General features: G+C 42.8%; 11 protein-coding genes. 5 read left to right on the forward strand and 6 right to left on the reverse strand.

Going from position 1 to position 21,342, the window contains the following annotated elements; all coding sequences use genetic code 11:
* The first annotated feature begins 46 nt into the window (after nucleotides 1–46).
* Entirely contained in the window at nucleotides 47–3,958 is a 3,912-nt protein-coding gene (locus VLA57_RS00215; RefSeq protein ID WP_333953966.1) for an AAA family ATPase, read from the forward strand.
* A 163-nt stretch (nucleotides 3,959–4,121) separates the two neighbouring features.
* Here the strand turns inward: VLA57_RS00215 and VLA57_RS00220 are convergent, their stop codons facing one another.
* On the reverse strand, nucleotides 4,122–8,981 hold the full coding sequence (locus tag VLA57_RS00220; protein ID WP_333953967.1) for an NAD-glutamate dehydrogenase: 4,860 nt from the start codon (nucleotides 8,979–8,981) through the stop codon (nucleotides 4,122–4,124).
* A gap of 447 nt (nucleotides 8,982–9,428) precedes the next feature.
* Between VLA57_RS00220 and purD the strand changes: the two genes are divergently transcribed.
* Complete coding sequence (gene purD / locus VLA57_RS00225) at nucleotides 9,429–10,754, forward strand: phosphoribosylamine--glycine ligase (protein ID WP_333954459.1); 1,326 nt, start codon at nucleotides 9,429–9,431, stop codon at nucleotides 10,752–10,754.
* Nucleotides 10,755–11,052: 298 nt separating this feature from the next.
* Nucleotides 11,053–12,447, forward strand: a complete 1,395-nt coding sequence (locus VLA57_RS00230; RefSeq protein ID WP_333953968.1) for an ABC1 kinase family protein — start codon at nucleotides 11,053–11,055, stop codon at nucleotides 12,445–12,447.
* 160 nt (nucleotides 12,448–12,607) lie between these two features.
* Here VLA57_RS00230 and VLA57_RS00235 read toward each other — a convergent pair whose 3' ends face one another.
* Nucleotides 12,608–13,273 carry a methyltransferase domain-containing protein gene (locus tag VLA57_RS00235; RefSeq protein ID WP_133104646.1) on the reverse strand — a complete coding sequence of 222 codons (666 nt, stop codon included), beginning with the start codon at nucleotides 13,271–13,273 and terminating at the stop codon, nucleotides 12,608–12,610.
* Between the two features lie 210 nt (nucleotides 13,274–13,483).
* On the opposite strand from VLA57_RS00235, the gene VLA57_RS00240 reads away from it, so the two are divergent.
* Both VLA57_RS00240 and VLA57_RS00245 read left to right on the forward strand, forming a co-directional pair.
* Complete coding sequence (locus VLA57_RS00240) at nucleotides 13,484–13,681, forward strand: DNA gyrase inhibitor YacG (protein ID WP_020443572.1); 198 nt, start codon at nucleotides 13,484–13,486, stop codon at nucleotides 13,679–13,681.
* Between the two features lie 56 nt (nucleotides 13,682–13,737).
* On the forward strand, nucleotides 13,738–14,919 hold the full coding sequence (locus VLA57_RS00245; RefSeq protein WP_333953969.1) for an aspartate aminotransferase family protein: 1,182 nt from the start codon (nucleotides 13,738–13,740) through the stop codon (nucleotides 14,917–14,919).
* A 103-nt stretch (nucleotides 14,920–15,022) separates the two neighbouring features.
* On the opposite strand, the gene VLA57_RS00250 is transcribed toward VLA57_RS00245, so the two are convergent.
* From VLA57_RS00250 to lysS, 4 genes are all read right to left on the reverse strand, one after another.
* Nucleotides 15,023–15,922 carry a LysR family transcriptional regulator gene (locus tag VLA57_RS00250; RefSeq protein WP_333953970.1) on the reverse strand — a complete coding sequence of 300 codons (900 nt, stop codon included), beginning with the start codon at nucleotides 15,920–15,922 and terminating at the stop codon, nucleotides 15,023–15,025.
* 234 nt (nucleotides 15,923–16,156) lie between these two features.
* Complete coding sequence (gene dnaX / locus VLA57_RS00255) at nucleotides 16,157–18,160, reverse strand: DNA polymerase III subunit gamma/tau (protein WP_333953971.1); 2,004 nt, start codon at nucleotides 18,158–18,160, stop codon at nucleotides 16,157–16,159.
* Between the two features lie 160 nt (nucleotides 18,161–18,320).
* Nucleotides 18,321–19,607 carry a hypothetical protein gene (locus VLA57_RS00260; protein ID WP_333953972.1) on the reverse strand — a complete coding sequence of 429 codons (1,287 nt, stop codon included), beginning with the start codon at nucleotides 19,605–19,607 and terminating at the stop codon, nucleotides 18,321–18,323.
* A gap of 124 nt (nucleotides 19,608–19,731) precedes the next feature.
* A complete protein-coding gene (gene lysS / locus VLA57_RS00265; protein WP_333953973.1) occupies nucleotides 19,732–21,276 on the reverse strand; it encodes a lysine--tRNA ligase in 1,545 nt (514 codons plus the stop codon).
* Between the last annotated feature and the right edge of the window lie 66 nt (nucleotides 21,277–21,342).

Below are 21,342 nucleotides of genomic sequence, written 5' to 3' on the forward strand. Positions count from 1 at the left end.
ACTAATCGCAAATTATCATTGATATCTATAAAAATAAGACCCTGCCATGCGCCTAATTGAACTAAGACTTAAAAACCTCAACTCCTTAAAAGGCGAATGGCACATTGATTTTAGTGACGCCGCTTTTCTTAACGAAGGTATTTTTGCCATTACCGGGCAAACAGGCGCTGGCAAGACCACTATTTTAGATGCGATTTGCTTGGCGCTCTACAGCCAAACGCCACGACTCGGTGATATTACTGGCTCTACCAATGAGATCATGACCCAAGGTACAGGAGAGTGCTCGGCTGAAGTTATTATCGAGATTGATGCCAAGCGATATCAGTGTTCATGGTACCAACATCGTGCCCACAAAAAAGCCAAAGGTAACTTATTACCGATTAAGCACGAGATTAGCGAGGTCAAGTCTGGCAAGATTTTAGAAGAGAAAAAATCCAAAACCTCTGCTTATATTCAAACGCTTATTGGCATGGATTTTAGCCAATTTACCCGCTCCATCATGCTTGCGCAAGGTAGTTTTGCCGCGTTTTTAAAATCTGATATTGGGGATAGAGCGGCGATTTTGGAGAAAATAACAGGTACTGCTATCTATGCCAAAATCTCACTCAACGTTCATGAGAAAAAACGCTTGGAAGAAGATGTGCTCAGTAAGTTGCAGGCAGGCGTTGATGGCTTGTCTTTACTAAGTGTTGAAAACGAAAATCTGCTAGCAGCCGATCTAAAAGTATTGAATCAGCAGCAAAGCACGCAGCGACAAACCTTTAAGACATTAAGTGAGCAGCTGCAATGGCTAAATAACATACAACAGCTACAAAGTAACCTGTCTATTTATCAGAGCGAGTTTGCAAGCGCCCAGCAAGCGCAGCAAGCTTTTATTCCAGAAGCTAAGCGTTTAAGTATTGCAAACAAGGCATTAGAGATTGATAGCCAGTTTCGTGAGCTTAGCTATCGCCGTGATACGGTCCAGAAGCTAGATGTTGAGCAACAGAGTTTGCTAAATCAAATCCCTGCCCAGCAAGAATCGCTGACGCAAGCTGCTCGCCATTTAGACAATGCCAATACGCTAGAAAAGCACGCATCAGACAACCTTCAAATAAATTTGCCCCTCATCGCACAGGTACGCGAATTAGACAGCAATATAAGGCAACAGTCTCAATCCTTAGTGGAATACAACCAGCACAAGGAATTATTGGCAGGCAATGTACAGATATTAAGCCAAGCCATCCAAAGTCATCAGCAAACTGCCAATCGCACCAAAACTCAGCTAAATAATATCGACCAGTACTTTAGCGACCACCCAGAGATGAGCGACCTTGATACCGATATGACAATCTTTGATAGTAGCTGTCAACGATTAAGAGCACTACTAGAAGACAACTCTGAGCTTTCAGCCGCTAGGATGAGTCAACATAGCCATGCCCGCCAGCTACAAGCGGATTTTGAGATATTGTCTAAACAGCAAGATACTGATCTTTCATTGGTAGCGCAGCGGCGCGGGCAACTGCTAAAGCTACAACAGCAGCAAGCAGTCATCACTCAAAACCAGCCCCTTGCCAGTATGCGTAGTGAGCAAGAGCAAATTGATCCAATTCTCATACAAATTGAGCAGGTGAGCTTTAAGATTACACAGCGTTCTCAGCTGATCAGTCAAATCCATAAAATAAACCTTGCGCTACCCGTACTGAAGCAAGAACTGACGGTCTTAGACGACTTAATTGCCACTCATCGCGCCGACATTCAGAGCATTAAGCTTAAAAAACAAGACAAACAGACGCACCTTCATTTACTGCAAAAAGTTGCAAGACTTGAAGATTATATCTTGGAGCTTAAAGACGGTACGCCCTGCCCACTGTGCGGCGCGCATGAGCACCCTTATGGTAAGCATCATCCGCTATTGGATAGTCAGAGTAACAATAAACAAGCGTTGCCACTAACACAGCAGACCCAGCAGCAAATAGCTGAGCTTGAGATACTCATTGAGAGTCTAGAGCAAACGTTATCTAAACATCATATCGACCATGCTACTAAAAATGAAACCATTAGCAACCAACAGCAGCAGTTAGCTCCGTTACAGCAGCAGTGTAAGATGTTGAGCAACGACATTCAAGATAGTCTACTTTCACTTTTTAACGCCAATAAAAATTATTCCAAAGCGATTGCAGGGATTGTCCATCCGCTTTATCAACTGAGTGAGGATATCAATAAACTTGATAATGATATTGAGCGTACTTTATCTTTATTAGACAGCGTCAAACAAAAGCTACTCGAGCAAAAGCAGTGTCTTAAAGACTTATTATTTCAATATGATGAGCTGACGGCAAGCATATCAACGCTAAGTATTGCTATAGAGAATGATGAAAAGCAGCATCAGGCACTGATGAATAAAATCAATAACCTGACGACGAAGATCAAGCTACACTCGCAGAAAATAGACACCACTCAGGATAAAATAGCCACCAACTTTTTGGCATTAACCCCTATTACTAGCAGTATTCTAACTTTGGCAGATAAGTATCCGGCGGATAACTATGCAGAATACTTAAGTATTGATTTTAAAAAAGCAGACATTCAAAGTGCAATTAAGCAATTAGACGCTAGTATTCATAATAAAACCGTACTAGATAGCAGTAACTATGAGCGTCATATTGACAGATTACGTCAACAGCGCAGCATGCTAAGTCAGCTAAAAAAGTATTTTACTGAACAAAAAAACATCCAGCAACAGCTAACCAATACATTAAGTACAGTGAGCGCTCAAATTGACACTAAGCAAGCCCAGCTTTGCACGGATGAAAGCGCTCTAAAGAACCTCGAACACTTGATAGCGGAAAAAAAGATAGATCTTGAGCTGCTCAAGAGCAAAAGAACAGAGCTTTTTTCAGATAAAAACCCAGAGTCAGAAGACACTCTACTGCGCCGCACAGTGGATGAGGCAAAAGCCAAACAAGCAAATGCTCAAAGACAGCTAGACAGCACGCAGCAAGTATTAGCGCAATTTCAAAGCAGACAACGACAGCTATTGGCAGAATTGCAGTCTGCTACGACAGCGCTAGATACGCAGCAAGCGGTATTTCTAGAGCATCTAACAGCGGCGCAGTTTGTGGATGAAGATGCTTTTATCCATGCGCGCTTGCCTAAAGAAGAGCGTGATGCTTTACATACTCGTAAGCTTACGATTGATAGCGCCTTGCAGCAGGCAAAGTCACAGTTAGGTAGCACTCAACAATCATTAGAGCAGAACCTATCTCTTGCTATGACGAATGTCAGCCAAGAAACGATTGCTGCGCAGCATCAGCACATTCAGATGGAGATTGATCAGCTCAGCCAACAGATTGGTGCTATTGTTCAAAAGCTCAAGGACAATGAGAACCAAAAAGGTCAACGAGCAACGCAGCTTACCGCCATTAATACGCAAAAAGAGAAGTTACAAGTTTGGCAGCAGCTTCATACTTTAATTGGTTCAGCCGATGGTAAGAAATATCGCACCTTTGCTCAAGGCTTAACCTTTGAAGTGATGATTAGCCATGCCAATAGCCAATTACAAAAGATGAGTGACCGCTATTTGCTGATTCATGATGACAGCAATCCACTTGAGCTTAATGTGATTGATAACTATCAGGGCGGCGATATTCGCAGCACCAAAAACTTATCTGGTGGTGAAGGCTTCATTATCAGTCTCGCGCTCGCTCTTGGACTATCTCAAATGGCCAGTCACAACATCCGTGTGGATTCGCTATTTTTGGATGAAGGTTTTGGCACGCTTGATGAAGAGTCGTTAGATATTGCTCTAGATACCTTGACAGGCTTGCAACAAGAAGGGAAATTGATTGGTGTTATCTCTCATGTACAGGCGTTAAAAGATCGCATTTTGACCCAAATAAAGGTCGAAAAAATATCGGGCGGCTTTAGCCAAATCAGCGGTCAAGGATGTCGGCGCGTTATGAGTGATAAAGTATGATAGGTTAGCCTGATTGATGACGACATATGATAAAGAAGTACGTTTAAAGGCATTTATTAAATGATACTGGCACGGCTATTTAGCATAAAAACATAAAAAAACCACCGTTAACGAATAACGGTGGTTTTTTATAATCAAACTATCTATTTACTTACTCGATTCGCTATTTGGTCACTAAACCACTTAACTCACTCATCAAGACGGATAACGTTGAGAGGCTGATTTGGCTATCATTATTGCTATCAAGTTTGTCCATTTCAGCAGTAACGCCGGCAAGCTGACTGGCATGACGCGATTTCCAATCACTGAAGGCTTGAATGGCATCAGGTTGAGTCAATAACGTCTCCATCAGCATACGTAAGCTGCGCGATACGTCATTGGCAAGCGCATGACGCGCACGGCGATCCCAGTGGTCTTGCTGCGGCAAGATAGCAATATTATCCATCATCCAATCAAGCTGCAAAACGTGATATGCCTCAAAGTATAAAGTGGCAATCTCGTCAACCGGACGTTCGTACTGCTCTGCTAAGAGGGCAGCATCAAGGGCATCAACATGGTATGGCAACATTGCAAACATCGATGCATCATTGATAGAAAGACCATCTTCTATCAATCTTGTGGTATCGGCTTGCAAGTATTGTGAAAATTGCTGCTCAATAAATCCACCTGATTTGGTTAGCTTTTCGACACTGTCTTCAAAACGGCTAATCATATCAGCCACTTGCAAATCTTGTCCAAATGCATTGATAAACCAAACTACTCCGTTTTCGAGTGCATCGCGCAGACGTAGTTCAAGCTCAAGCAGCAAAGTGGCATCGACTTGATTATCAAGTGCTTCTAACAGCTTCCATGCTTTTGAGACATGGAACACATCACGCGCAATGGCATAGCCGCGCACGATAGTGGCAAGCGTTTGTCCTGTTTCTTCATGCAGACGGAATAATGCTTCGATACCCAGACGGTTGACCACACTATTGGTCATATACGTACTGATGATTTCACGGTGTAAACGGTGCTCAGTCATCTCATCAAAGAAGCGCGATGCCAGCTCATCGGGGAAATACTTGCGTAATTCATTAACGAAATACGGCGCATCCGGTAAATCTGAGAGCAGTAAGTTGTCATAAACCCACATTTTTCCGTAAGCCATCACAACGGCTAGCTCAGGATTGGTCAGACCTGTGCCAGATTTTTGGCGTTTAGCAATCTCTTCATCTGATGGCAGATACTCAATCGCTCGATCAAGACGCCCTTCTGCTTCTAACATCTGAATAAAGCGCTGATGATCGCTTAAGTTTGCAGCTGCTCGGATTTGACTCAGCTCAATTGCTTGCGGTTGCAGATAGTTTTGACGCAGCACCAATTCGCTAATGGTCTCGGTCATGCTTTCAAGAAGCTCATTACGCTGCTTCAACGTCATATCACCTTGCTCAACCACTTTGCCAAGTAAGATTTTGATATTGACTTCATGATCTGAGCAGTTGACGCCGCCTGAGTTATCGATAGCATCAGTATAAATGCGTCCACCAGTTTGGGCATACTCGATACGACCTCGCTGCGTGAGGCCTAGGTTACCCCCTTCACCGACGATAGCCGCACGTAATTCGCCACCGTTGACACGTACGGCATCATTGGCACGATCACCTACGTCGGCATGACTCTCTTCACTACTTTTCACATAAGTACCGATACCACCATTCCAAATGAGATCTACTGGCGATTTTAGCAACGCGCTGATAAAGTCATTGGGTGCTAAGCTGTCATCTGAGATATCAAAAACCGCTTTCATTTCAGGGCTGATAGCAATGGTCTTGTCTTGACGTGAGAAGATACCACCGCCTTGGCTAATGAGAGACTGGTTATAATCTTCCCATGACGAGCGAGGTAAGTTAAATAAGCGCTCGCGTTCTGCAAAAGACGCTGCTGTATCTGGATTTGGGTCAATGAAAATATGCAGATGGTTAAAGGCAGCAACCAGTTTGGTATGGGTTGATCTGAGCATACCGTTACCAAAGACGTCACCACTCATGTCGCCAATCGCCACAACGGTAAAATCATCGCGATTTTGAATGTCCATGCCGCGCATACGGAAGTGGCGCTTGACCGACTCCCAACCACCGCGGGCGGTAATGCCCATCGCTTTGTGGTCATAACCAACCGAGCCACCAGAAGCAAAGGCATCATCTAGCCAAAAGTTATATTCAGCAGATAAGGCATTGGCGATATCAGAAAAGGTTGCCGTACCTTTATCGGCAGCGACCACCAAATACGGATCATCTTCATCATGACGTACGGTATTGGCTGGCGGGACAATCGCACCATCGACGATATTGTCGGTCACATCAAGCATACCGCGAAGAAATGTTTGATAGCAGGCAATACCTTCAGCTTGGAACACATCACGACCATCCGCCATCGTTTTGGTTTTAACAATAAAGCCGCCTTTTGAGCCAACCGGTACGATAACAGCGTTTTTGACCATTTGTGCTTTAACGAGTCCAAGTACTTCAGTACGGAAATCTTCCATACGATCAGACCAGCGCAGACCGCCGCGAGCAACTTTACCGCCACGCAAATGCACTGCTTCAACGCGTGGTGAATAGACAAATATCTCAAACATTGGTTTAGGCTTGGGTAGATTTGGAATATCTGCTGCCAAAAATTTAAAGGACAAACGATCTTTACGTTGCCCATCCGCCTCTCTTTGATAAAAGTTGGTACGTACCATGGCGTTAATTAAATCCAAGTACCAGCGGAAGATACGGTCTTCATCCAAGCTACTGACACCTGCTAATGCGGTGGTAATCTGTGCTCGAATCTGGCTGGTTTTGCTGGCACGTTCCTCTTCACTATAGTTAGGATTCATTCGTGCATCAAATAAACTGCCTAATGCGACACTGATGTCACTGTTTTTGACCATAGTTTGTTGAATATAGACATTTGAGAATGGTGCTTTCGCTTGCATCATATAGCGTGACAAGGCGCGCAGTACCACCACATCATAAGTATCTAATTTGGTGGTCAATACCAATTCGTTAAGCGAATCACTCTCAACCTGTCCTGCCCAAATTTGCTTTAAGCTGTCCTCAAACTGTGCACGCACCACTTGCATATCAATGGTATCAACGTGCTCTAAGACCAGCTCATACTCCTGCATCCAAATAGGTTGCTCAGGTAAATCAAACTCATAGGTCTGCGCTGAGATAACTGATACCCCGAAGTTCTCTAGTACGGGTAAGACTTTAGATAAGATAACTGCTTTTTGACGACCATATAGCTTTAAGTGCAACTGATTGCTTGCGTCACCTGTCGATTGATACAAGTGCCAAATCATCGGCTGCTCATCGCTAAGTCCAGCCAAACGCTTGGTATCTTCAACGGCAGTACGTGCATCGAATCGCTCTTGGTAAGCGGCAGGGATATAACTTAAAAATCTGCGCGTCAAAGCATTGGCATGCTGCTCACCGACATTATCCAGCAGCATTTTTTGATAGTTATCACTCCACGACTGCATCAAAAAAGACAGCTTGGCTTGGAGCGCAGCGGTATCCACCTCATGCACTTGACCTGGCACTGTACGGACATGCACATGGACGCGGGCATGTTCAGATTCATTGAACTCCGTTGTAAAGCCTGAAGATGTACCACCATAGGCTTCTTTTAGGACGTTCTGTACCTTGATGCGAAGTTCGGTATTGAATTTATCACGCGGAATATAGACCAAGCAGGAAACAAAACGCTGGTAATGATCGATACGGCAAAATAAGCGCAGGCTTTTTTTGTCCTGTAGTTGGCTAATTCCTAGTACTGTCGGGTAAAGATCATCAATGCTGGCTTGAAACAAGTCATCGCGCGGCAAGGTATTAATGATATGCATCATTTTGTGATACGCATGACCATCACGTGGTAGTTTTGCCATCGCCATGATTTTATTGGATTTTTCGCGTAATAAGGGAATTTGTTGCACGCTTAGTTGATAAGCTTGTGCTGTAAAAAGACCAATAAAACGATGCTCACCGATGAGCTTGCCATTATCATCAAACTTATGAATGCCCAAAAAATCCATATAAACTGGGCGGTGTACTGGCGATACTCGGCTTGATTTTGACAATACCAATACTTGCGGCGCTGTTAGCAGTCTTTTTAGATTGCTTGGCAGCTCGTCAAAGCTTTTTGAAAGCTGGTCTTCACTACCGCCACGTAATAGTCCAAGCCCACTATTACCAATAGAAAATAAATCCAAATCACTACGGTCGTCTTGGTTGGCTATATTGCCAACACTATTAACCTCGATTCTGTGCCCGTCTTCTAAGCGGTACTCTCGATATCCCAAAAAGATAAAGTGATCGTCCAAGACCCAATCTAAAAATGCTTGAATCTCTTGTTGAGAGTAAAATACTTCCGGCAGTGTTTTTGTAGCAAGTTCCGCTTTTATATCGGTTAGCTTGGCACGTATCTGCTGCCAGTCATCAACGACGACATCAAGTGTGTCTACTTTTGCCAGCAGCATCTGTTTTAATGCCGCCAATTCATCATTGTCTTGATAAGAGATTTCACAATGAATCAAAGACATGTGTGAGGTGCCACTTTCCTGAGCGCTTTCAACTTTAGTGATCGCGCCATTTTCATCGCGTTCGACATTGACGATGATATGATAAGTACGATGCACATCGATGCCTTGCTCTTCAAGACTCATCAATAGCGTGTCGACCAAAAATGGTCGGTCATAGGCAACGATTTGGATAACGGTATGTGAGCTGTGAAAATGCTGCTCTTCTGCAATGGGGTTTAATATGGCAAGCTGCGGATGGCTACGATCATAGGCTTTTAATAGCGTAAAATGATGCAGTGCCATCCCAGCCAAATCAGCATTACTGATGTCCTTTGCAGTCTCTTGATGCAATGGCTGATAGTAGCTATGAATAAAGTGGTCAAATAATGATTTGTCCGCTTGTACATAACTGGTGGCAATATCGCTTATCTGGCTGATCCGCTCTTTTGCGATATTTAGAGAGTTTGGCATATCCTTTGTCCTTGCGCTTTTTTATAAGCTTCTTATTTAGGTGTTATGTCTTATGTATTGTGAATAATTAAGTTTGAACTTATTGAACATTAGCAATCATGGTTTGTCTGACTCCCGCTATACGAACTATTTTGTGAGGTTTAACAGGTCTATGAGTAAATAATTTCACTCAAGGCTATCTCTCAGGTGGAATTGTAACGCACCTGCTGTCATAGCTAAAGCGTACAACATCATTTCATGAATCAGTAAGATGTCGATAACATTTACTAATGAGACGATTGTGATTTGATACGGCTGAATATAGACGGACAGGCGCATAGCTATGACACATAGTCATGACAATGGCAGCATTTTTTTGTTAGAATAGCGCAGAATATTGGACAGTATTTTGCTGGCTCGCTATTAACTCACTTATTATGAATTTTAATGCTAAGGGCAAGAGGTATGATGAATATTTTGGTGATTGGTTCAGGTGGTCGTGAACACGCACTAGCATGGCAGTGCGCAAAAGATAATAATGTAAAAAATATCTATATCGCGCCTGGTAATGCTGGCACCGCCCTTGAGCCCAAATGCCAAAACGTCATTTTGGAAGATGCCACTGATGCAGGTGAGCACAGCGCTGTTATCAAGTTTTGTCAGAATAACGCTATCGACATGGTCATCGTTGGTCCAGAAGCACCGTTGGTAACAGGCATCGTCGATGCTTGTCGTGCTGCTGGCATCAAAGCTTGGGGTCCAACAGCGTATTGCGCGCAGTTAGAAGGCTCAAAGACTTTTGCCAAAGAATTCATGGAGCAACACAATATCCCAACGGCAGCTTATCAGGGCTTTACCGACGCAGTAGCGGCAAAGGCTTATATAGATGAGCAAGGCGCACCTATTGTCATTAAAGCCGATGGTCTTGCTGCCGGTAAAGGGGTCATTGTTGCTGAGACGATCGAACAGGCGCATGAAGCCATTGACGATATGTTGGCAGATAATAAATTTGGCGATGCCGGTAGCCGCGTGGTGATTGAGCAGTTTTTGCAAGGCGAGGAAGCCAGTTTTATCTGTATGGTCGATGGTGAAAATATCCTGCCAATGGCAACCAGCCAAGACCATAAGCGTGCTTTTGAAGGTGATGCGGGTCCAAACACAGGCGGCATGGGTGCATATTCTCCTGCGCCAGTTGTCACTCAAGAGGTTCATGATAAAGTCATGGCACAAGTGATTCAGCCTGTTGTAGATGCGATGAAAGCTGCCGGTCATCCTTATACCGGATTTTTATATGCTGGACTCATGATTGATGATGCGGGCGACCCGTATGTGATTGAGTTTAACTGCCGTTTTGGCGATCCGGAGACGCAGCCTATTTTGATGCGTTTACAATCGTCAATGGTTGATTTGGTTGCACAAGGACTTGAAGGTAAATTACCGAGCGAAGCCAACTGGGATGAGCGCCCTGCCCTTGGTATTGTCGTCGCCTCAAAAGGCTACCCTGAAACTTCATCGAAAGGTGATGTGATTGCAGGCTTGCCAGAACTAAATAATGACAATCAAAATTCGGTAAAAGTCTTTCATGCGGGTACGGCTTTTTCTCATGAAAATGCTCCTAGCAATGAGAAAGAAGTGGTCACTAATGGCGGTCGCGTATTATGTGTGACTGCATTAGCAGATAGCATCTCAGATGCACAGCAAGCAGCATTAACGGTCACTGCTGCCATTAGTTTTGATGGTGCTCATTATCGCCGTGATATCGGTCATCATGCTATTGCCCGTGAAAACATATAAATAGTAGTGATAAGTAGCACCTACCTATAACAACTTTTGATAAATTCGACCTAGCATGATGCTGGGTTGAGTTTTTTGATGGGTTATAGTTTTTAAAGCCTGCTAAAACTAATAGGCAAAAAATGCTTAAGAATTTCAGCATGCTAGCCTAAATTACAAAGTAAATAACGTCGCTTGGCTAAGCTGCAAAACCTGCCTTCTTTATATGATACAATTCTGTACACTCATAGCACATCTCCCTTGTATTGTAGGTACATCACCCACAAATCAATACCAACTCGATGAAATGACGATATCTATGGCAAACAATACCTCTAGGTCTTCTAATAATAAGCAGTCTATCGATAATTTAAAAACCTCGGGGTTTGATCGTCGTATGTCGATTGCCAAAACCTCATTGAACATCGGTCGTCGTTGGGCAGGTAATAGTGTGTCTGGTATGTTTCTCAATAAAGAAGCACGTACAGCACGTAACCAGATTTTTATGGAAGAACAGGCGCATTATTTGGCAGAAGAGCTTGGTAAATTAAAAGGCTCTGTCGTGAAAATTGGTCAAATGCTGGCGATTTATGGTGAGCATATCTTACCACCTGAGATTACCCGTGCCTTACAAACGCTTAATGATGATACAGCAACACTTGCATGGCCAAAAATCGAGCAGAATTTACAGGATTTATTGGGTAATAAGCTGCAGGAGCTTCAGGTTGACCCTGTCCCTATTGGTACAGCATCCCTAGCCCAAGTTCATCGTGCAACCGTTATAGCCACGGGTGAGCAAGTGGTATTAAAGATTCAATATCCGGGTGTGGCTGATGCGATCAACTCTGATTTGGCTCTCTTTAAGAGCCTATTAAAGGTTAGTAATATCGTTCCACAAACCCGTTCACTCGATGCATGGTTTGAAGAGATACGTGATTTATTACATCATGAAGTCGATTATGAGGCGGAAGCTGACACAACAGAGCGGTTCTATAACCGTTTGATTGACGATGCACGTTATGTTGTACCTAAAATTAACCGCCATTATTCGACCAAGCGCTTACTTTGTATGTCTTATGAGCCGGGTATCAGTGTGGTTTCTGACGCATTGCAACTACTCCCTCTTGAGCGTCGAAACGCCATCGGTCAGGCGGCTATCGAAATCATGATACAAGAGATTTTCGTTTGGGGTGAGATGCAAACGGATCCAAACTTTGGTAATTACCTTGTCCGTGTCGCACGCGACGAAACCGAAATTGATAAACTGGTCTTATTAGATTTTGGCGCGATTCGGCAGTTCGATAATAACTTATTGACGATTGCTCATAATTTATTACGTGCCGGTTATTATCATGATCATCAATCTATGATGAGTGCCATGACTGGTTATGACTTTTTTGATACCATGAGTGATAAAGTACGTTCAGATATCGCCTCATTGTTTTTGTTGGCAACTGAACCTTTTAGTGATCCTGTGATAAACATTGATATGCCTGCTAATTGTTTAGATGAGCAACAGCGCTATATTTGGGCTAACAGTAAGCTGCATACTCGCCTCTCAAATGATGCGACACAAGCGATGCAGTCTTTCGAGTTCAATCTACCACCTAAAGAGTTTATGTTTATCAGTCGGAAATTTATCGGTGCTTATACTTTTTTGACCGTGCTTGATGCTCGTACTGATTCTAATAATTTAGTAAAACCGTTTTTATAAACTTATTTTAACGTACTTACTCAACGGATTTTTGAACCGCCTTTTTAGAGGCGGTTTTATTTATTATGATTTTAATTGCTTAGGCTATTTTATGGTTTTAACTTAACCTTAGCGCTTGATAGGAAATGTAATTCTTTTGTTTTTTACTTAGGCTATTATCTTAAATACTCACATCAGCTATCATCCACTTATCGAATCTGGTTTGATAACCTTCAGGTTTCTTCATGCCTAACTCCCAACAGGTTTCTTGCCGTGCTAAGTATTTAACTTCAAAATGTGTACGCTGACTGCTGCTTGCAACCTGACTACGCGTATTGGGTAAACACCATACTTCATTCGCTTGATGCTCGGCATTGTCCATATATGTTTCGATGTTGGTTGCCAATATTATCTCCCCGCCTACCTGTAAGCGTGACAGTAAAAACTCAAAAAACGGCATATTAAGCCATTGTTGATTGGGATTGTGCTGCTCAGGATTGGGATATAAGATATAGATACTATCGATACTATTTGGCGCAATTGCATGTACGATCCATGCAATTGCATCAGCATGAATAGCGGTCAAATTGGCAGAATTCTGCTGCGCTGCCAATTTTTTAAATGCCTCAAACTTATTGCGCGTACGCTCAATCGCAATCAGATGCTTATCAGGATTTTGCATGGCAAAGCTTAAGGCATGCTTGCCCTTCCCTGCGCCAATCTCCAAAACGAGTGATGATTTAGGTTTAAGTGCTGCCTCTGGCATCACAAAATCACGTGGTGCTGAGAGTCGTTGAGGTTGAAATGCCCGCTCTTGCTGATGTGAAAGCTCAAAGCTGTCAGTCATTTGCTGTCCTTGAAGTATTTGTCATTTGTCATTATTCGGCTGCATGCTATTATATAGTCAATGCAACCCAATAGTAATATCACGATATCGATTACTCATCGACAGATAGCTTTCTCAATCAGATTAATAGAGCAATGATTTTAAAATCAATCATTGCTTACTTTTTGAGGATACTTTGTTGATAAAACCAAGGATCTCTCTACTTTTATTATGACCGAATCTACTTCTAACGCCAGCCCTTCACCTAAAACGTATCCTTGTCCAGAATGCGGTAAGCAAACCACATGGCAAGATAATAAATATAAGCCATTTTGTAGTCATCACTGTAAGCTGATCGATCTTGGCGCATGGGCAAACGAAGACTATACATTGCCTGCTGAGTCCACGCCGTTTTCTGATGAGCTATAATATTAAGCGCTTTACCCTCTTACTTTTATCACTTTATTATTCCAAGGATTCTGTACATGTCTGCTACTTACCTGATGCCCACTTACCTTCGCCAACCTATCAGTTTTACCCGCGGCTCAGGAAGCTGGCTCTATACTCAAGATGAGACGCCTTATCTAGACGCATTGACTGGTATCGCGGTATGTGGTCTAGGACATTGCCATCCACAAGTAACTGAAGCTATTCAACAGCAGGCAGCAACGCTCGTTCATACTAGTAATTTATTTGGCATTGATTGGCAAGAACGTGCTGGTGAAGCATTATGTAATGCCGCGCAAATGGACAGTGTTTTTTTTGCCAACAGTGGCGCTGAAGCAAATGAAGCAGCACTAAAATTGGCGCGTCTATACGCACATCAGCAAGGGTTTAAGCGTCCCAAAGTCATTGTGATGGAGCAATCTTTCCATGGTCGTACCTTATTATCATTATCAGCAACTGCCAATCCTAAAGCGCGCGAAGGCTTTTACACTTTAGATAATGATTTTATCCGTGTACCATTTGGGGATATTGCCGCCATTGAACAAGCAGCTCATGACTATGAGGATATTTGCGCGGTATTCGTAGAGCCTATTCAAGGTGAAGGTGGTCTTAATACGGCAGCTAACGGCTTTACTTATCTTGAGCAGATACAAGCCGTATGCGATACACGTAATTGGCTGTTCATGCTCGATGAAGTACAGACCGGCAATGGACGAACAGGTAAGTATTTTGCTTATCAGCATAGCAGCGCACGCCCTGATGTATTAACGACGGCTAAAGGCTTAGGTAATGGCTTTCCTGTCGGTGCCTGTATGGTACGTGGTCGCGCCAATGGCTTATTTGGAGCTGGTAGTCATGGCTCAACCTATGGCGGCACACCGTTAGCCAGTCGTGTGGTACATAGCGTATATGACGTATTGGCGAGCAGTGATATCATGCAAAACGCCGTCAACGAGGGACAATTTATTCGTGATAGCATGGTTGATGCATTTGGACAATATGGCGTCAGCAGTCGCGGCGCTGGGATGATGATTGGCATTGCCCTGCCTGAAGATATGGACTGTAGCAAGCTTGTCGATCTTGCTCGTGATGAGCAGAAACTTATCATCAATGTCACAGGCGGTCATGTGATTCGTTTGCTACCACCACTTAATATGAGCCGTGATGAAAGCTCACAAGTGGTTGAACGCTTGGTTAATTTACTAAAACCCTCGTTTTAAACGTCTATTTAACCAAAGCATAAAAAAGCCTATAGACAAATTATCTATAGGCTTTTTTCGTTATTAATCAATCAGCTTCATTAGCATTTAAATAAACTAAACCTTAGTTTGCATGAAAGTATTTTTTTAATACCTCTAAGCAACGCGTGATTTTTGCAGGTTGTTGCTCACGGTTTAAGGTTACAGCATATAGTACAAAACTTGGCATCTGGTAGCCGGTCAAAACTTCGACCAAGTTGCCCGATTCTAGCTCTTTTTTGACATCCATTTCCATCATTCTAAGAATACCATGACCTTCTTTGGCGATGGTCATTGCCATAAAGACATTATTGGTATGGATACGCGACGTCATTTTGATACGTGTTTTTTTACCAGTCTCAGTCTGAGTAAGCTCAACATTATTTGTATCCTTCATGATATCAATACAGATAAGATGATGATCTGCCAAATCTTTCGGCGTTTCGATTTTCTTATGCTGACGTAAATATTGCGGTGAAGCGACCAACATTTGACGCACATCAGATAACGGTTGATTGCTTACAGTTGAGTCGTTGATATTGGGGCTCATACGTATCGCAATATCGATTCGCTCATCAATCATATCAATATAATTATTATCTGCAAAATAGGTGATACTAAGATCATCGTGCGCTGACATCCAAGTCGATAGTGCTGGCAAAATATGATTAACACCAAGCTCTGGGGTCGTTGCAATACGCAAACTACCTGCCAATTCATCACGTAATTGATTGACTTTAATTCGACCTTGCTCTGCCGCACTTACCACATCTTTTGCCGCTTCATAAAAGCTAGCACCCGCTTCTGTTAAGCTGAGCTTACGGGTTGAGCGATGTAATAACACCACACCAAGCTCGTTCTCTAAAGAACGTATTTGCTGACTAACGGCGCTGGTGGTGATACCAAGCTCACGGGCTGAACCACTAAAGGAGCCGTGTCCGACCACACTAGCAAACACAGCCATACCACGTAAATTATCTAACATATTCTCATCCAAGCTGCTTTTTAGTTGTTAATATAACTTAACCATTATAGCGGATAATGATAAATCTTACAGTTTTTTAATATTAAACTCAGAGTAAGATGTGAGCGCCCCTTAATCAATAAAGGTAAAAAAATCAAGATGATAGATCAATATCGCCTTGATTTTTTAATAGATACAATATTTTTAATAAAGTGCTAATTTTTATAAACTATCAATTAATAAATGTATGACTGTTTAATATAACTGAACCTTGCCCATTTTGCCTTCGCCACGCTCGGTTAAATATTGCATCACTGGCGTATTAAACAATCTTGATTCTGCCACTGTTTTAGCCTCAACGAGACGTTTTTGTTGACGACGCTCTGGGGTTTTATCATCGGCTTGCGCGATACTGCTATCAATTCGTAAACTGATGGCGGCATCAGGGAATTGTACCTGCATCTTTGTCGCTAGCTGCTCAAAGGTTGCCTGCAAATGCTTACTATCGACTGCTGTGACAAAGATGGCTTCGGCATTACAGCTGCCTGTCATCATACCTTGACGGGCAAGCGCCAATTCATCTTGAGCCAAACTAGCGGCTTCACGAGCAGTTTGTAGCCAATAGTCCCATTTTTCTGGTGTCCACTCACCTATCAATTCTTGCGGCGGACAACGCAGAAGCGCACGAGGGTCTTCAGATTGACTGAATAATTGAGAATCATTTACCTCGGGTTCAACAACGGGTTCAACAACGGGTTCAACAACGGGTTCAACAACGGGTTCAACAACGGGTTCAACAACGGGTTCAACAACGGGTTCAACAACGGGTTCAACAACGGGTTCAACAACGGGTTCAGGTTGATTATTGGACAATTCTAGCGTGTCATAAACGTTAGAATTGTCGTACTGGCTTAAATGACTAGCCTCGTCATTTGAGTAATATTGCTCATGTTGAGTAATACTATTATCAGCGCCAACATCCTGTTTATCATTGATACTTATATCAGTATTCTCATAAACGATATTGTCAGATTGAGTTTGTAATTCTAATGATGATGGCACTGACTCAGTAGTGGTGACTGATGTAGCGCTAGAGACAGTGGTAGTATGTTTTTCTATAGCCGTTACCGTACTATCAGGTACATTGGCTAATATCTCATCAACCGGTAAGGGACGAAAAGCTAAGAGACGTAAAATACACATCTCAAGTGCTTGCATCGGCGTACTGGCAAGCTTGACGCCTTCCCGTGCTTGTACCACGATTTCATAATAAAGCTGTAATACGTCAGGGCTCATATGCTGGGCAAGCTGATCGATATGCTGTGCTTGCGCTTCATTGACATTGAGAGCGACTTCGGGCAGCAGCTGACACAATGCCAACTGATGCAATAGCTCAGCGAGTCCGTCAAACATACTGCTAGCATCAACCATTTGCGCACGCATCTGCTCGATATGGGCAGCGACAGCAGGCTTATCATGATTATAGATATCTGTAATTAAGCTCACTAAGTCGGCCGCATCAATCAAGCCGAGCATCGAATTGACGGTCACATCATCAAGCGCACCTTGGCCAAAAGCAATGGCTTGATCGGTCAACGATAAGGCATCACGTACCGAACCTTTTGCCGCACTAGCCAATTGCCAAAGTGCAGGCTGTGTATAGCCTACTTGTTCTTGGGTTAGAACATTGGCTAAATGCTCACTGAGCAAGCTTTGCGACAAAGGACGCAACACGAACTGCAGACAGCGCGAAATAATAGTAATCGGCAGCTTTTGTGGATCCGTAGTGGCTAATAAGAACTTGACATGCTCAGGGGGCTCTTCCAAAGTCTTAAGAAGCGCATTAAAACTGTGTGTCGACAGCATATGCACTTCGTCAATCAGGTAGACTTTATAACGGCCTTGGCTTGGCGCATACGGCACATTATCCAGTAGCTCGCGCGTGTCCTCAACTTTGGTACGAGAAGCCGCATCAATCTCAATCAGATCAATAAAACGCCCTTGATCAATCGCCACGCAATTATCACACACGCCACATGGGGTACTGGTAATACCTGTATCACAGTTCAAACATTTAGACAAAATACGAGCAATGGTCGTTTTACCGACACCGCGCGTACCTGTAAATAGATAAGCGTGATGTAGACGATTGTAATCAATCGCATTAATCAATGCCTGTGAGACATGCGTTTGCCCAATCAACTCGTGAAAGTTTTTGGGGCGGTATTTGCGGGCTAAAACTTGATATTGCTGCGTCATAATGAATGCCAAGGTAAGTCGTAAAAATATAAGTAAAGCATCAAATTAGCAATTTATCTTAAAATCAGTTATCGAAGCTAAATGTCAAAAATAAGTGTCGAGCCTAACTATTGAATCTAACTATCCAAACCAGCTATCAAACTTAAGTCTCAAAACTAGGCTATGATTGAGCTCTCAATTGAGCCAATTGTTGATATAAACGCTGCGTATTCGCATCGATAAGCGATCCATGCTGATGGAAAGCATCAAGATGTACTTCGGTATCCACGCTATCTTCACAAGGTCTGACATCGATACCAATTAAAAACAGCTCTTGCATAACGGGCTGCTGCATTTGGGCGTTGAGCTCAAATAGCAAATCTTGATGACCAGCACGAACTTTATCTGCACTCAACGAGCTATTGCTATCTTGCGCATAAAATACCATCAAATAATGGCGACCAAATACATTATAAGAGTGCTCATGGCGCACATAACCTGTCCAGCGCGATTCTTGATCGATCGTTCTATGGGCCAATATTTTTTCTATTAAACACGCATAGGTGTACATGGATTCATCGACCAAAATATCAACCTGCTCTTTTGGCAATGGGTTACCCGCTTCATAACAGCTTTTGATTAAACTATTAAAAAGCTTGTACCACATTCGAGTATTCTTCTGAATCTCTGCCATCAGCGCTGCCGCAAACTCAGTATGGTTAGACTCTGCTGCTTTTATCAATCGTGGTTCAATCTGTGCTATCAATTCATGACTAACCAATTGCTCTTGAACTTCAATCGCTCTATGATGAAAATCTGGCGATTGTAAGAACTGCACAAGCAAAGTCGATTCATCTGCAAACGTCTCAAACCCAGTCAGTTTACTGCGATGAAACGCTAGATAGGCGGTCAAATCACTTGGTGTTACCAACTGGTTTAATATCTCAGCAAAGTTCTGGTAGCTAAATACTTGTAGAACGCTGTGTTCATCGTCCAAATCTAACACACAATCTTCAGCAAAGAACTGACTGCCATATTCATAACCAACCGCATAAGATGGCAATGATGAATACTGGTTTTGTAGATCATTATGATCGCAATCTTGATGCTGGACTGAAAGTGATGTTAATCCAATAAAATATACGGGTTTATTAGATGTCGCTTCATTTTTATGAGTGATAGCTTTATCGTTTTTGAGATAAAGATGTGCATGTTGCTTGATAAGCTGATTGACAACTTCTTTTCTCCATGTACGAACTTGAGTAGTATCAATGTCTTGCTTACTTGCCTGCATCACGACATCATTGACAATAAGATAAACCGTCGCATTAGAAAACTTGAAAACAAAATCATAACCCTGAAAATATTCAGGGCTAGTGATTTTCTTTTCTGATAAGTTATACAAAGACAAAAAACTCTGTTGAATCATCTGTTGCCAAATCGAGGGCGTTACTTTCTGATTGTCCATAGTATGCATAATGTCCCTATTAATTAAGTACTAAAAAACCATAGAAGGCTATTCCATCAAAGCGGAGAAAGCCATCTTATGTTCAGTTTAGTACTAGCATAGACTTATGGCAAGCAAACTATCTTTAACCCTCAAGCTTACGGCGCATATGTGGGAATAAAATCACATCACGAATACTGGCAGAGTCTGTCAATAACATCACTAAACGGTCGATACCAATACCTTCACCTGCTGTTGGCGGTAAACCATAAGACAAAGCTTCGATATACTCTGCATCGAAATGCATCGCTTCATCATCGCCAGCATCTTTTTCAGCAACCTGACCAAGGAAACGCTCAGCCTGATCTGCAGGATCATTAAGCTCACTAAAGCCATTAGCCAACTCACGACCACCGACAAACAGCTCAAAACGATCCGTAATCTCAGGGTTATCATCACTACGGCGTGCTAGCGGTGAGGTTTCAGCAGGGTATTCAGTGATAAACGTCGGCTGACGCAATTGGTGCTCAGCGGTTTCTTCAAAGATGATGGTCTGCAACTTACCCACACCAAAGACATCCTTTACCTGTTGCTTTAGCGTTGTCGATGCGTACTCTGCAAGATACTCACGATCGTTAATACGATTCATATCAAAGTTTTCTGCATATTTGGCAATCGCATCAGACATAGATAGACGTATAAATGGCGCTTTTAGGCTAATGGCTTCTTCTTGGTAAGTAATCTCGGTGGTACCTAAGATATCGATCGCCAATTCGTTAAATAAGCGCTCAGTCAAATCCATCAAATCATGATAATCTGCATACGCTTGATAAAACTCAATCATGGTAAATTCAGGATTATGACGGGTTGAAACGCCTTCATTACGGAAGCTACGGTTAATCTCAAAGACTTTCTCAAAACCACCAACGACTAAGCGCTTGAGATAAAGCTCAGGAGCGATACGCAGATATAATGGCATGTCTAACGCATTATGATGGGTCACAAACGGACGTGCCACTGCACCACCTGGGATCGGATGCATCATAGGCGTTTCAACTTCCATAAAACGCTCATTTAGCATAAATTTGCGAATACCACTAATGACTTGACTGCGCACCATAAAGGTATCACGGGTCGTCTCATTGGTCATCAAATCAAGATGACGATTGCGATAGCGTGCTTCCACATCTGCTAGACCATGAAATTTATTTGGCATTGGACGTAGCGCTTTGGTTAATAACTCAATCTCTTCAATATGTACGTACAAATCGCCTTTGCCTGAACGACCGATATAACCTGACACACCAACGATATCACCCAAGTCTAGCGATTTGATGTCTGCTAACGTCTTTTCATCTAACTCTTTGCGTGCCACATATAACTGGATACGACCTGTCATATCTTGGATAACAATAAACGCCCCACGGTTCAGCATGACGCGACCGGCGACATTCACCTTTGTTTTTTCGCCTTTAGCATCATTGTCAGCAATTTCTTGTTTTGAGATACCCTCAAAAGCTGCCTGCAAGTCTTGGGCATAATCCGTGCGCTTAAACGTATTCGGATAAGGCTGTTTACCTGAAGCGACGATATCGTCTAGCTTGGCTTGCAATTGGGCAATCAGCTCATTAGCGTCTTCTGGAGCTTGCTCTTGATTATTTTGCTGATTTTGATTATTAGGCTTTGACATAACACTCTCAAAATTATTAGATAATTAAAGGAATAAACGAAAACGATAAACTTAAATTAAGGGATT

Source organism: Psychrobacter sp. S4(2024), assembly GCF_036861305.1.
GTDB lineage: Bacteria > Pseudomonadota > Gammaproteobacteria > Pseudomonadales > Moraxellaceae > Psychrobacter > Psychrobacter cryohalolentis.